General features: G+C 70.5%; 10 protein-coding genes. 4 read left to right on the top strand and 6 right to left on the bottom strand.

What is annotated here, in order from left to right; all coding sequences use genetic code 11:
• Positions 1-8: 8 nt before the first annotated feature.
• Positions 9-980 carry a zinc ABC transporter substrate-binding protein gene (locus ACFVJQ_RS21305; protein WP_385513743.1) on the bottom strand — a complete coding sequence of 324 codons (972 nt, stop codon included), beginning with the start codon at positions 978-980 and terminating at the stop codon, positions 9-11.
• 194 nt (positions 981-1,174) lie between these two features.
• On the opposite strand from ACFVJQ_RS21305, the gene ACFVJQ_RS21300 reads away from it, so the two are divergent.
• The 3 genes from ACFVJQ_RS21300 to ACFVJQ_RS21290 all read left to right on the top strand — a co-directional run bounded on the left by ACFVJQ_RS21300 (position 1,175) and on the right by ACFVJQ_RS21290 (position 4,347).
• Positions 1,175-2,557, top strand: coding sequence for a glycine--tRNA ligase (locus ACFVJQ_RS21300; protein ID WP_224736662.1), 1,383 nt, complete (start codon positions 1,175-1,177; stop codon positions 2,555-2,557).
• 171 nt (positions 2,558-2,728) lie between these two features.
• A complete protein-coding gene (locus ACFVJQ_RS21295; protein WP_385513742.1) occupies positions 2,729-3,733 on the top strand; it encodes an aldo/keto reductase in 1,005 nt (334 codons plus the stop codon).
• Positions 3,734-3,759: 26 nt separating this feature from the next.
• On the top strand, positions 3,760-4,347 hold the full coding sequence (locus ACFVJQ_RS21290) for a TetR family transcriptional regulator (protein WP_385513741.1): 588 nt from the start codon (positions 3,760-3,762) through the stop codon (positions 4,345-4,347).
• Here ACFVJQ_RS21290 and ACFVJQ_RS21285 read toward each other — a convergent pair.
• Together ACFVJQ_RS21285 and ACFVJQ_RS21280 are read right to left on the bottom strand one after the other, a co-directional pair.
• Entirely contained in the window at positions 4,336-4,542 is a 207-nt protein-coding gene (locus ACFVJQ_RS21285; RefSeq protein ID WP_385513740.1) for a hypothetical protein, read from the bottom strand. The two genes, ACFVJQ_RS21290 and ACFVJQ_RS21285, sit on opposite strands and share 12 nt — an antisense overlap.
• 173 nt (positions 4,543-4,715) lie before the next feature.
• A complete protein-coding gene (locus ACFVJQ_RS21280) occupies positions 4,716-6,170 on the bottom strand; it encodes an MFS transporter (protein ID WP_385513739.1) in 1,455 nt (484 codons plus the stop codon).
• 78 nt (positions 6,171-6,248) lie between these two features.
• On the opposite strand from ACFVJQ_RS21280, the gene dusB reads away from it, so the two are divergent.
• Positions 6,249-7,379 carry a tRNA dihydrouridine synthase DusB gene (gene dusB, locus ACFVJQ_RS21275; RefSeq protein WP_385785851.1) on the top strand — a complete coding sequence of 377 codons (1,131 nt, stop codon included), beginning with the start codon at positions 6,249-6,251 and terminating at the stop codon, positions 7,377-7,379.
• Here the strand turns inward: dusB and ACFVJQ_RS21270 are convergent, their stop codons facing one another.
• From ACFVJQ_RS21270 to ACFVJQ_RS21260, 3 genes are all read right to left on the bottom strand, one after another.
• Complete coding sequence (locus ACFVJQ_RS21270; protein ID WP_385513737.1) at positions 7,380-9,122, bottom strand: CDP-alcohol phosphatidyltransferase; 1,743 nt, start codon at positions 9,120-9,122, stop codon at positions 7,380-7,382. It lies immediately after the preceding gene.
• A 123-nt stretch (positions 9,123-9,245) separates the two neighbouring features.
• Positions 9,246-11,183, bottom strand: coding sequence for a glycogen debranching N-terminal domain-containing protein (locus ACFVJQ_RS21265; protein ID WP_385785848.1), 1,938 nt, complete (start codon positions 11,181-11,183; stop codon positions 9,246-9,248).
• The gene (locus ACFVJQ_RS21260; RefSeq protein WP_385785846.1) at positions 11,180-12,631 is read right to left on the bottom strand and encodes a hypothetical protein; all 1,452 of its coding nucleotides are present in this window, start codon (positions 12,629-12,631) and stop codon (positions 11,180-11,182) included. The genes ACFVJQ_RS21265 and ACFVJQ_RS21260 overlap by 4 nt, the downstream gene beginning before the upstream one ends.
• Positions 12,632-12,651: the final 20 nt, after the last annotated feature.

Raw genomic sequence — 12,651 nt, 5'->3', positions numbered from 1 at the left:
CGTAACGATCATGTGGTTCCCAGGGCCTTCTGCAGCGCCTGGAGGTTGGCTTCCATGACCTGGAAGTAGTCGTCGCCCTTGGACTTGTCGGTGATGCCCTCGAGCGGGTCGAGGACGTCCGTCTTGAGGCCCGCGTCCTGGGCGAGGGTCTTCGCGGTCTTGTCGCTGACCAGTGTCTCGTAGAAGACGGTGGTCACGCCGTCGGCCTTGGCCTCCTCCTGGAGCTCCTTGATCCGGGCCGGGCTGGGCTCGCTCTCCGGGTCGAGGCCGGAGATGGCCTCCTGGGTCAGGCCGTAGCGCTCGGCGAGGTAGCCGAAGGCCGCATGGTTGGTGAAGAACACCTTTGTCTTGCTGTTCTTCAGGCCGTCCGCGAACTCGGTGTTGAGGGCGTTCAGCTTCTTGACCAGGTCCTCGGTGTTCTTCCGGTAGTCCGCGGCGTTGTCCGGGTCGGCCTTCTCGAAGGCCGTGCCGACTCCCTCGGCGATCTCGGCGTATTTCACCGGGTCCAGCCAGACGTGCGGGTCGAGGGCGTGCTCCTCCTCCTCGGAGTGCTCCTCCTCGGCGTGGCCTTCCTCACCCTCATGGCTGTGCTCGACGTCGCCGTGGTCCTCGAGCTCGGTCAGCGTGGCCGCGTCGATCTTGGTCTTGACGCCGGACTGGCCGACGGCCTCGTCGACGGCCGGCTGCAGGGTCTTGAGGTAGAGCACCGCGTCCGTCTCGCCGAGCTCGGCGGTCTGCCTGGTGCTGAGCTCCAGGTCGTGGGGCTCCTGGCCGGGCTCGGTGAGGGTGGTGACGTTCACATGGTCCCCGCCGATCTGCTCGGCGAGGAACTGCATCGGATAAAACGAGGCGACGACGTCGAACTTGTCCGAGTTGCCCGCCGCGGAGCTGTCGTCGGAGCATGCGGAGAGGGCTCCGAGGCCGAGCGCGGTGGCCGCCGCGATCGCGATCCCGGATATGTGAGGTCGTCGTACGTTCATGACAGTCATTTTCACCGAATATGGAAACGATTGTCAACAAGCGCCTGGTGAGGCTCGGGTAAGCCCCTGGTAAGGGGTGATGTACGCCCGGAGGCCGGACCGATTTGATTGAGGGGGAGTCCCCGCCGGTAACCTGAAGCATTCGCTCTGAAGCATCTCGCTTCGTCGCCCGTCGTCGTAATGAAGAGAGCACCGTGGCCGCCGACAAGATCGACACCATCGTCAGCCTGAGCAAGCGCCGTGGCTTCGTTTTCCCGTGCAGTGAGATCTACGGCGGTCAGCGCGCCGCCTGGGACTACGGGCCGCTGGGTGTCGAGCTCAAGGAGAACCTCAAGCGTCAGTGGTGGCGCTACATGGTGACGTCGCGTGAGGACGTCGTCGGTATCGACTCGTCCGTGATCCTCGCCCCCGAGGTCTGGGTCGCCTCCGGTCACGTCGCCACCTTCACCGATCCGCTGACCGAGTGCACCTCCTGCCACAAGCGGTTCCGCGCGGACCACCTGGAGGAGGCCTACGAGGCCAAGAAGGGGCACGCCCCGGAGAACGGCCTCGCCGACATCAACTGCCCCAACTGTGGCAACAAGGGCCAGTTCACCGAGCCCAAGCAGTTCTCGGGTCTGCTGTCCACCCACCTCGGCCCGACCCAGGACAGCGGCTCCATCGCGTACCTGCGCCCCGAGACCGCGCAGGGCATCTTCACCAACTTCGCCCAGGTGCAGACCACCTCGCGCCGCAAGCCGCCGTTCGGCATCGCCCAGATGGGCAAGTCGTTCCGCAACGAGATCACGCCGGGCAACTTCATCTTCCGCACCCGCGAGTTCGAGCAGATGGAGATGGAGTTCTTCGTCAAGCCCGGCGAGGACGAGAAGTGGCACGAGTACTGGATGGAGCAGCGCTGGAACTGGTACACCGGCCTGGGTCTCCGTGAGGAGAACATGCGCTGGTACGAGCACCCCAAGGAGAAGCTCTCCCACTACTCCAAGCGCACCGCCGACATCGAGTACCGCTTCCAGTTCGGCGGCAACGAGTGGGGCGAGCTCGAGGGTGTCGCCAACCGCACCGACTACGACCTCGGTGCCCACTCCAAGGCCTCCGGCCAGGACCTCTCCTACTTCGACCAGGAGGCCGGCGAGCGCTGGACGCCGTTCGTCATCGAGCCTGCGGCCGGTGTCGGCCGCGCGATGCTGGCCTTCCTTCTCGACGCCTACATCGAGGACGAGGCCCCCAACGCCAAGGGCAAGATGGAGAAGCGCACGGTGCTGCGCCTCGACCACCGGCTCGCCCCGGTGAAGGTCGCGGTGCTCCCGCTGTCCCGGAACCCGGAGCTGTCCCCGAAGGCCAAGGGTCTCGCCCAGGCGCTGCGCCAGAACTGGAACATCGAGTTCGACGACGCCGGCGCGATCGGCCGCCGCTACCGCCGCCAGGACGAGATCGGCACGCCGTACTGCGTGACGGTCGACTTCGACACCCTGGAGGACAACGCGGTGACGGTGCGTGAGCGCGACACGATGAAGCAGGAGCGTGTGTCGCTGGACCAGATCGAGGGTTACCTGGCCGGCCGCCTGATCGGCGCCTGACCTCCCCGAAGTCCGCAAACGCCGGACGGGCTGAGTTTTCTCAGCCCGTCCGGCGTTTTTGCGTGGGGCCGTCGCGACCCGGCTGTGGCAAATGACAGATGACAGATATTGAAATCTGTCATCTGTCATGCGAGAGTGGAGGCAACCTCGGAACAAGTCCAAGGAGTCCTCATGCGAACCCGCCCCCTCGGAACCACCGGCCCCCAGGTCTCCGCCCTCGGCCTCGGCTGCATGGGCATGTCCGCGCTGTACGGCGACGCGGACCGGGCCGAGTCCATCGCCACCATCCACGCCGCCCTGGAGGCCGGCGTCACCCTGCTCGACACCGGCGACTTCTACGGCATGGGCCACAACGAGCTGCTGATCGGCGAGGCCCTGCGTACCGCCCCCGCCGCGCACCGCGAACAGGCGCAGATCAGCGTGAAGTTCGGCGCGCTGCGCGACCCGGACGGCGGATGGAGCGGCTACGACGGCCGCCCGGCCGCCGTGAAGAACTTCGCCGCGTACTCGCTCCAGCGCCTCGGCGTCGACCACATCGACGTCTACCGGATCGCCCGGCTCGACCCCGGCGTACCGATCGAGGAGACGGTCGGCGCGATCGCGGAGCTCGTCGAGAAGGGGTATGTCCGGCACATCGGCCTGAGCGAGGTCGGCGCCGAGACGATCCGCCGGGCCGCCGCCACCGCCCCCATCTGCGACCTGCAGATCGAGTACTCGCTGATCTCGCGCGGCATCGAGGACGAGATCCTGCCGGCCACGCGGGAACTGGGCATCGGCATCACGGCGTACGGAGTCCTCTCCCGCGGTCTGATCTCCGGCCACTTCACCCGTGACCGGCAGCTCGCGGCGAACGACTTCCGGGCGCTCTCGCCGCGCTTCCAGGGCGAGAACCTCGAGCACAACCTGAACCTCGTCGAGGCGCTGCGCAAGATCGCCGAGCAGAAGGGCGTGAGCGTTGCGCAGATCGCCATCGCCTGGGTGCTCTCCCGCGGCGAGGACATCGTGCCCCTGGTCGGCGCCCGCCGCCGGGACCGGCTGACCGAGGCGCTGGGTGCGCTGGACGTGACCCTGGACGAAGCCGACCTGCGGGCGATCGAGGAAGCCGTCCCCGCCGACGCGGCGGCCGGTGAGCGCTACCCGACGCCGCAGATGGCACACCTCGACAGCGAACGCTGATCCGGGAGACAGGTACGGTCGACCTCATGCCTGCGACCAGCCAGACCCTGACAGCCGAGCGCATCCTCGAGGCGACCGAGGAGGTGCTGCGCCGCCACGGACCGGCCAAGGCCACCGTGGTGGACGTGGCCCGCGCGCTCGGCGTCAGCCACGGCAGCGTCTACCGGCACTTCCGCACGAAGGCGGCGCTGCGGGAGGCGGTGACGAAGCGGTGGCTGGATCGCACGTCCGAGGCGTTGGCCGGCATCGTCGCCGAGGAGCGCGACCCGGAGGCCCGGCTGCGGGACTGGCTCCGGGCGCTCTTCGACGCCAAGCGCCGCAAGGCGGGCGACGATCCGGAGCTGTTCGCCACGTACATGGTGCTGACCGGCGAGAGCGGCGAGGCGGTCCCCGACCACATCGCCGACCTCACCGCCCAGCTGACCAGGATCATCGAGGCCGGCGTCGAGGCGGGCGTCTTCGTCGCCGCCGACCCGGGGAGGACGGCCCGCGGGGTGTTCCAGGCCAGCGGGCGCTTCCACGACCCCTGCTACGCGCCGGAGTGGGCGCAGCCGGGGATCGAGGAGGACTTCGACGCGGTGGTGGACCTGCTGGTGCGGGGGCTACGCCGCTGACGGGTCCACCGTCGCCTGGTGGGCCTCGGCGAGATGCGCTTCCGCCTTCAGCCAGGGCAGAAACTGCGCGCCCCGCCGCCAGCCGCAGGTCTCGCACCTGATCGTGCGCTGCACGCCGGTGCGCTGGACCCGTACGACATGCTCGCGTCCGTGCTGATCCCAGCGGCTGACCTTGCTCGTGTCGATCTGCGGCATGACGCCTCCAGCGTCCCCGTCCGGCTGTCTCTTCGGGCAGCAAGGAGTGTGCAGCAGGATCAACATCAACAGGGGTCATTTCACGGCGAGTTGTCCAAGCGGTTGGCTCCGCTGGATATGCGGTTCTGTATCCGCGGGTCGTTCGTGGCTGGTCGCGCAGTTCCCCGCGCCCCTCAAGGGGCGCGATCCCCCGCTCCTACCACCTGCCGCACCTCCTCCGACTCCAGCCGCTCGGCAGTCCGCTCAGCCGTCCCCCGGGCCCACCGCCCGCTGCTCACCGCACCGAACACCAGCACGGCCACCCCGCACCCCACGAGAATCCACCACCCCGGCCCGGCGGCCGACACGAACGCATCCCGGTACGACGACGCCCCGATCCCCGAGACCAGCACCGCCCCGACCACAGCGACCCCCAGGGTCTGCCCGAGTTGCCGACTGGTCGAGGCGACGGCCGCCGCAACACCCGCCTGCGCCCGCGGCATCCCGGACACCGCCGTATTGGTGATCGGTGCGTTCACGAAGCCGAATCCGATGCCGAACAGCAGGTACCCGAGGAAGAGCGTGACGTTCGACGTCTCCCCCTCGAACGCCGCGAACAGCAGCGGACTCGCGGTCATCGCGACGCCCGCGATCAGCAACGGCAGCCGCGGCCCCACGCTCGCCAGCAGCCGCCCGGCCAACGGGGCGCACACCAGCGTCGGTGCGGCCATCGGCAGCATCCACAGTCCGGCGTGCAGCGCGTCCAGGCCGCGCACGTTCTGCAGATACAGCGTCGACAGGAACAGGAACCCGCCCAGCGACGCGAACGCGCTGATGGCGATCACTGTGGCCCCGCTGAAGGGAGCCGACCGGAAGAAACGCAGGTCGACCAGCGGCTCCGCCCGGCGTGGCTCGTACGAGAGCAGGCCGATCAGTGCGATGACCGCGACCGCCGCGAACGGCAGTACCGTCGCGAGCCCCGCGTTCGGCGCCTCGATGATCGCGTACGTCAGGGAGCCGAACAGGGCGATCACCAGCACCTGGCCGACCGGATCGGGCCGCCGGGCCTTCGGGGCGCGGGATTCGGGGACGTACCGCAGCGTCAGCAGCAGCGCAGCGAGGCCCACCGGCAGGTTGATCCAGAAGATCGCCCGCCAGTCCACCGCCTCCACCAGCAGTCCGCCCACCAGCGGTCCCGCCGCCATCGAGATTCCGACGACCCCGCCCCACGCCCCGATCGCGCGGGCGCGCTCGCGCGGGTCGGTGAAGGTGTTGGTGATGATCGACATGGCGACCGGGTTGAGCATGGAGCCGCCCACCGCCTGGACCATGCGGAAGATCACCAGTATGTCCAGGTTGGGTGCGACGGAGCACAGGGCCGAGCCGATCGTGAAGACGATCAGGCCCGCGATGAAGACCCGCTTGCGGCCGATCCGGTCGGCGGTGGAGCCCGCGAGCATCAGCAGCGAGGCGAGGACGAGCGTGTACGCGTCTATCGTCCACTGCAGGCCCGAGGTGCTGGCGCGCAGGTCGTCCTGCATGGAGGGCAGGGCGACGTTCAGCACCGTGTTGTCGAGGCTCACGATCAGCAGGCTCGTACAGCAGATCGCGAGGACCAGCAGGCGGCGGCGTTGGCTGAGCTCGGGCATACGCCCCATCGTACGCCGATTTCGATAGTGCGACTAACTAATGAGTTTTACACACTCATTGCACGGCACAATGGAGGGATGTCCACGCCCCTGCAGATCGGTCCGCACACCGTCCAGCCACCCGTCGTCCTGGCCCCCATGGCCGGGATCACCAACGCGCCCTTCCGCACCCTGTGCCGGGAGTTCAGCGGCGGCAAGGGCCTGTTCGTGAGCGAGATGATCACCACCCGGGCGCTGGTCGAGCGCAACGAGAAGACCATGCAGCTGATCCACTTCGACGCGACCGAGCGGCCGCGTTCGATCCAGCTGTACGGCGTGGACCCGGCGACCGTCGGCAAGGCCGTCCGCATGATCGCGGAGGAGGACCTCGCCGACCACATCGACCTGAACTTCGGCTGCCCGGTGCCCAAGGTGACGCGCAAGGGCGGCGGTTCCGCCCTGCCGTACAAGCGCAACCTGCTCCGCGCCATCCTGCGCGAGGCCGTCAGCGGGGCCGGCGATCTGCCGGTGACGATGAAGATGCGCAAGGGCATCGACGACGACCACATCACCTACCTCGACGCCGGCCGTATCGCCGTCGAGGAGGGCGTCACCGCCATCGCCCTGCACGGCCGTACCGCCGCCCAGCACTACGGCGGCACCGCCGACTGGGACGCCATCGCCCGGCTGAAGGAGCATGTGCCGGAGATCCCCGTACTCGGCAACGGCGACATCTGGTCGGCCGAGGACGCGCTGCGGATGGTGCGGGAGACCGGCTGCGACGGGGTCGTGGTGGGGCGCGGGTGCCTCGGGCGGCCGTGGCTCTTCGCCGACCTGGTCGCCGCCTTCGAGGGGCGGGCCGACTTCCGTGAGCCCACCTTGCGCGAGGTCGCCGACGTCATGGTCCGGCACGCCACCCTGCTCGGCGAGTGGATCGGCGACGAGTCACGTGGCGTCATCGACTTCCGTAAGCACGTCGCCTGGTACCTCAAGGGCTTCGCGGTCGGCTCGGAGATGCGCAAGCGGCTCGCGATCACCTCTTCCCTGGAGGAACTCTGCTCCGGGCTGGACGAGTTGGACCTCGACCAGCCCTGGCCCACCGGCGCCGACGGCCCGCGCGGCCGTACGTCCGGCAACAACCGGGTGGTGCTCCCGGACGGCTGGCTGAAGGACCCGTACGACTGCGCGGGGATCAGCGAGGACGCGGAGCTGGACACCTCCGGCGGCTGATCACCCGCTGGGCTTGGAGCCGTACGCCGTCAGGAACCGGTCCCGGAAGTCGCTCATCTTCCACACCGGCGCGTCCTGGTCCGGCCTGAGGCCGTCCGTCCAGCCCCAGCCGGAGATCTTGTCGAGCACCTTCGGGTCCTTGGCGACGATCGTGATCGGCACGTCCCGGCTGGCGCGCTGGCCGCTGACCCGGGCGATGGGCTGGTGGTCGCCGAGGAAGACCAGGACGGTGTCCTCGGTGCCGTAGCGCTCCAGCCACTGGGTGAGGCTGGTGAGCGAGTAGGCGACGGACTTGCCGTACTCCTCCTTGGACCGGTTCGAGTCGGCGATCACCTCGGAGGGGTCGGTGCCCGCCTTCTCGATGCCGTCGAAGACCGAGCCGTCGCCCAGCTCGTCCCAGCCGACCATCTTCGGGATCGGCGCCCACGGCTGATGACTGGACGTCAGGATGATCTCCGCCATCAGCGGCTGGTCGCGCTTCTTGCCGTGCTCCAGTCGCTGGAACGCCTCCAGCGCGTACTGGTCCGGCATCGTCGACCAGCTGAACTTCGGCCCCTTGTAGCCGAGATGGAAGGCGTCGTAGACGTTGTCCAGCCCGTAGAACTTCGCCTCCGGCCAGCCCTTCTGCACACCCGGCACCACACCGACGGTCCGCCAGTCGCCGGTCTTCTGGAAGGCCTTGGTGAGGGTGAGGTGGTCGCCGGAGGTGACGGTGCGGAAGCGCTGCTGGCTGCTGATCCACAGGCCCGACAGGAACGTGGAGTGCCCCAGCCAGCTGCTGCCCCCGTAGGTCGCCGAGGTCAGCCAGCCGCTCTTCGCGGCGTACCCCGCCTCGGTCAGCGCCTTGTCGCCGGTGTCCAGGGACTTCAGCACGCCGGGCGAGATCTGCGGGTCCTCGAGCGCGCTGCGGCCGTAGCTCTCGATGAACGTGAAGAGGACGTCCTTGCCGCGCAGGTCCGGCACCAGCTGGTCGCCGGGCGTGCTGCCGAAGACGTCCTCCTTCGCCTCCCGCTCGAACGCCGCCTCGTCGCGCAGCGTGGTCTGCACCCGCCGCGCCTGGATCTCCAGCAGCGCCGCCGCATGGTCGGAGGCGATCGGCAGCCCGGCGAACTGCACGCCGAGCGCGTACGCCAGCGTCCATACGACGGCGGCGGCGAGCGTCGAGCGGACGGCGACGGTGCGATGCCGGACGAGCAGGTTGCTCAGCCGGACCGTCGCCAGCGTCATGACCGCGAACAGCAGCACGGCGAGCACGATCGCGCCGATGGCCAGCCCGGTCGCGCCCGCCCCGCCCACGGTGTCCTTCATGTAGGACTGGGCGTCGTCGAGCAGACCCCAGTCGAGGACCAGGTTGAAGCCGCGGCCGAGGTATTCGTTGAAGCCCATGTCGAGCAGGTTGAGCACGGTCAGCGCGGCGAGCCCGACCCCGGCGACGATCGCCGCCACCAGCCGCGGACGGCGGGGCAGCACGAGCAGCACCGCGGCACCGATGATCGCCTCCACCGGGATCCGCACGAACTTGCCCCATGCGAGGGCGGCGAGGGTGTTCGGCACGAGCAGCGCGAACAGGACCAGGGCGACGGAGAGGGCGGTCGCGGTCCAGCGCAGGGCGCGGGCGGCGGTGGGGTGGGCGGCGCGCCAGCGGGCCAGGCGGCCTTCGGGGGCGGCGGGTTCCGCGGTCTGATCCGAGGATTGTGGGGCGTCATCGGTCGTGTGCTGCGGTTGACGCGTGAAGACAGCCACCCGAGGGTCCCTCCGTACGAAAGCACTGTGAAGCGGCGGACCCGGCGTGGGGGAACGGGTCCGCCGCAGTGTCGTACGGCTGGACCCCGGACTCCGTTCACCCGTTCCGTCAGGAACCTGCGGCTACGCGCCTCCCACGGCCGTCAGCAGCGCCAGCGGCGCCGCCGCCGAGCGGGACTCCCGTTCGCACGCGTGCGGGTACGGCACCGGCTCGGCATGCGTGTCCCGGCCGTACCCGGCGAGCACCTCCGGCAGCCGGTGCCCGGTCGCGGTCGCCGCGTCGACCAGGGCGTGGGCGACGGTGCGGGCCTCGTCGTGCAGGCCGTAGCGGGCCAGGCCCAGCGTGATCAGCGCGTTGTCGTGCGGCCAGACCGAACCGCGGTGGTACGACAGCGGGTGGTACGCCGCTTGCCCCCCCGCCAGCGTGCGCACCCCCCAGCCCGAGAAGAAGTCGGGTTCGAGGAGCCGCCGACCGACGAGCTCGCCGTACTCCTTGTCCAGCAGCCCCGACCAGAGCAGATGCCCGGCGTCCGACGCCAGCGCGTCCACCTGGCGCCCGTCGCCGTCGAGCGCGAGCGCCGGGAAGGAGCGGTCCGGCATCCAGAAGTCCCGCTGGAAACGGTCCCGCAGATCACCGGCCGCCTGCTCCAGCAGCGCCGCGTACGTCTCGTCGCGCCACACCGCGCGGGCCAGCCACGCCGTGCGGCGCAGCGCGTCGTACGCGTAGCCCTGCGCGCCCGCCGCCATCACCGGCCCGGTCGGCCGGGTGCCGTCGGCGCAGCAGATCGCGCCGGGGGAGTCCTTCCAGTTCTGGTTGGCCAGGCCGCCCTGGTCGGCGCGGTAGACGAGATAGCCGCGCGAGGTCAGCCCGCCGTGGTCCAGCATCCAGCCGACCGCCGCGCGGGCGTGCTGCTGAAGCCGGCGGGCCGGCCCGGTGTCCCCGGTCTGCTCGACGTACGCCCCGAGCAGGACGAGGAACAGCGGGGTCGCGTCCACCGAGCCGTAGTAACGCCCGTACGGCACCTGCCCGAAGTGGGCCAGCTCGCCGCCCCGCACCTCGTGCACGATCTTGCCGGGCTGGGCGACCGACTCGGCGTTCGTCCCGGTCGCCTGGGTCGCGGCCAGCGCCGGGAGCGTGGCGGCGGCGAGCTGGGGGCGGTACGGGAGGGCGAACAGGGAGGTGAGCAGGGCGTCGCGGCCGAGCAGGGTCAGGAACCAGGGCGCCCCTGCGGCGGGGACGCGCAGTTCCTCGCCGTCCGGTCCGGTGGCCGGTACCTGCAACGCGGCCAGGTCGGCGAGGCCGCGCGCACAGGCCGCCGCCAGTTCCGGCCAGCCGGTCGGGAAGGCGATGCCCTCGACGAACCTGCCCTCCTTGTCGAGGAGTTGCTCGGTGACGGCGGCGGGGGAGCGCGGTACGCGCAGCGCCCGCTTCTCGCCGTGCGGGCGCGCCATGACCCGCAGGGTCAGCTCCGCCGTGCCGTGCGGTTCCAGGTCGAGGGTCCAGACGAGGCGGCGCGCGCCGGTGCCGGTCTCCTCGACGGCGTCCGGCGGGGGCTCGGCCGTCACCGTCGTACAGGAACGCCACTCGCCGCGCCGGTAGGTGAACTCCACGCCGTCGTCGAGGACCTGGCGGGAGCGCAGGGCGCCGGGCTTGGTGTAGGTGCGGTGGTCCGAGCGCAGTTCGAACTGGTCGGTGAAGTCGGCGTCGGCGGTGATGGCGAGGCGGATCGTGGTCGGCACCGGGCGGTTGCTGGTGACGCGCAGCGACTCGACGAACGAGCAGTCTCCGACGGCCTGTTCACGGAAGAGCGCGTACGCGGCCGGTTCCTGGCGGCCGCCCCGCGGGACCAGCACACAGCGCGTGGTGTCCCCGCCGGTCACGGGGCTCAGGGCCTCCGGCACGGCGCCGTCGACCGTGAGCTGCCAGCGGCTGAGGTGTCGGCCGTCGCGCACGAACAGCCCGTCCGGGGAGCTGCCGCTCCGCACACCGCTGATGTCTCCGCTGTCGCCCACGGCGGCGAACGTCCCGCCGTGCACGAGCAGATGATGCCGGTTCGTCATCCCAGGTCCCCTCCCTTGGCTCCGTTGGTTGCGTCGGCCACCTTGGCTTCCAGCAGGTCGAGTGTGAGCGCGGCGGTCCAGCTGAAGCCGGTGGCTCCGCAGGCCGCGCCGGTGTACGGGTCCACGTACTCTGCGAACCCGGACGCGTCGGCGGTGTCGAGCATCGCCTCGCGCAGCGCGTCGGCCCGCTCCGTCTCGCCGTGCACCCTCAGGCCCCGCTCCAGCAGCCAGCTCGTGTTGAACCAGGCAGGGCCGCGCCAGTACCGGTGCGGATCGAAGGCCTCGCCGAGCAGGTCGTAGCTCGGCACGAGCCGGGTGCCGGTGCCGAAGTGCGGGCCGGTGAGCGTGCGCACGAGGGCGGCGACGAGGGCGCGGGGGAGGGTGGGCAGGAGGAGGGGGACGAGGCCGGAGACGCTGCGTTCGGGGATCAGGTCGCCGCTGCGGGCGTCCTGGCTGCTGGGGGCGTCCTGGCCGTTTCGGATGTCCCGGCCGCTGCGGACGTCCCGGCAGAAGAACATCCCCTCCGCCGGATCCCACAGCCGGTCGATGAGGACGCCCGTCAGGCGCTCCGCGCGGGCCTGCCGGGCCGTGCCCGTCGCGCCCAGCTCGCGGGCGATCCGGGCCAGCGCGTGCTCGGAGGCGATCAGCAGTGCGTTGAACGCCGGGTCCTCCACGGCGAACGCGCTGTCCCCGTCGGCGTAACCCCGGTCCCGGTAGTCCGTCGCCAGCCGCACATACCGCCCGTAGTCGAGGTCCGTCGGCCTGTCCTCGGGCGCGCCGTGGGCGAGGTCGGCGCGGCGGAAGGAGCGGGCAGGGGCCGGGGTGACACGGGCGAGCGGGGCGTCCCAGCAGGGGCTGTTGTCCATCCCCTGCTCCCACGGGTGCACGACCGACGCGAGCCCGCCCCCGCCCAGGTCACGCCGGTGCAGCAGATAGCGGTGCCAGGCCGCCAGCCGCGGATACACGCCGGCGAGGAAGCCGCGCGCCCGCGACAGCCCCGGGTCGGCGCAGTGCACCAGCCAGGCCGCCAGCGCATGCACCGGTGGCTGCACGATGCCGGAGGTCTGTACGGTGCGCGGGGCACCCGCAGCGCGTCCCGCGGTCGAGGAGCGCCAGAAGTCGGGGCTCGGGAAGTACGCGTCCAGCGGCACGGAGGGGTTGAAGACGATGTGCGGGATCCGCCCGTCGCCCCACTGCGCGGCCAGCAGCGTCTCCAGCTCCGTCTGGGCCCGTAACGGCGACAGATGCCGGAGCCCGATCGCGATGAACCCCGAGTCCCAGGACCACTGGTGCGGGTACAGGCCGCGCGAGGGCACCGTCGACGTTCCGGTCCAGTTGCCCTCCAGGACGCGCGCGGCCCTGAGATGCGGCGAGTCCGGCGCCGGGCCCGGATCGTATACAACCTCCCGCGCGGCGGGACGGAATGTGAGCTGGGCAGTGCGATCCACTCGGGGCTCCCCGAAAAGAC

The sequence above is a fragment of the Streptomyces sp. NPDC127197 genome (assembly GCF_042672405.1).
Lineage (GTDB): Bacteria > Actinomycetota > Actinomycetes > Streptomycetales > Streptomycetaceae > Streptomyces > Streptomyces flavusporus.
This window is presented reverse-complemented; position numbering and strand designations above follow the sequence as displayed.

Excerpts from the sequence above, each read along its gene's own strand:
- ACFVJQ_RS21305 (WP_385513743.1), bottom strand. The coding sequence starts at position 980 with ATGAACGTACGACGACCTCACATATCCGGGATCGCGATCGCGGCGGCC.
- ACFVJQ_RS21295 (WP_385513742.1), top strand. The coding sequence starts at position 2,729 with ATGCGAACCCGCCCCCTCGGAACCACCGGCCCCCAGGTCTCCGCCCTC.
- ACFVJQ_RS21290 (WP_385513741.1), top strand. The coding sequence starts at position 3,760 with ATGCCTGCGACCAGCCAGACCCTGACAGCCGAGCGCATCCTCGAGGCG.
- ACFVJQ_RS21285 (WP_385513740.1), bottom strand. The coding sequence starts at position 4,542 with ATGCCGCAGATCGACACGAGCAAGGTCAGCCGCTGGGATCAGCACGGA.
- ACFVJQ_RS21280 (WP_385513739.1), bottom strand. The coding sequence starts at position 6,170 with ATGCCCGAGCTCAGCCAACGCCGCCGCCTGCTGGTCCTCGCGATCTGC.
- dusB (WP_385785851.1), top strand. The coding sequence starts at position 6,249 with ATGTCCACGCCCCTGCAGATCGGTCCGCACACCGTCCAGCCACCCGTC.
- ACFVJQ_RS21265 (WP_385785848.1), bottom strand. The coding sequence starts at position 11,183 with ATGACGAACCGGCATCATCTGCTCGTGCACGGCGGGACGTTCGCCGCC.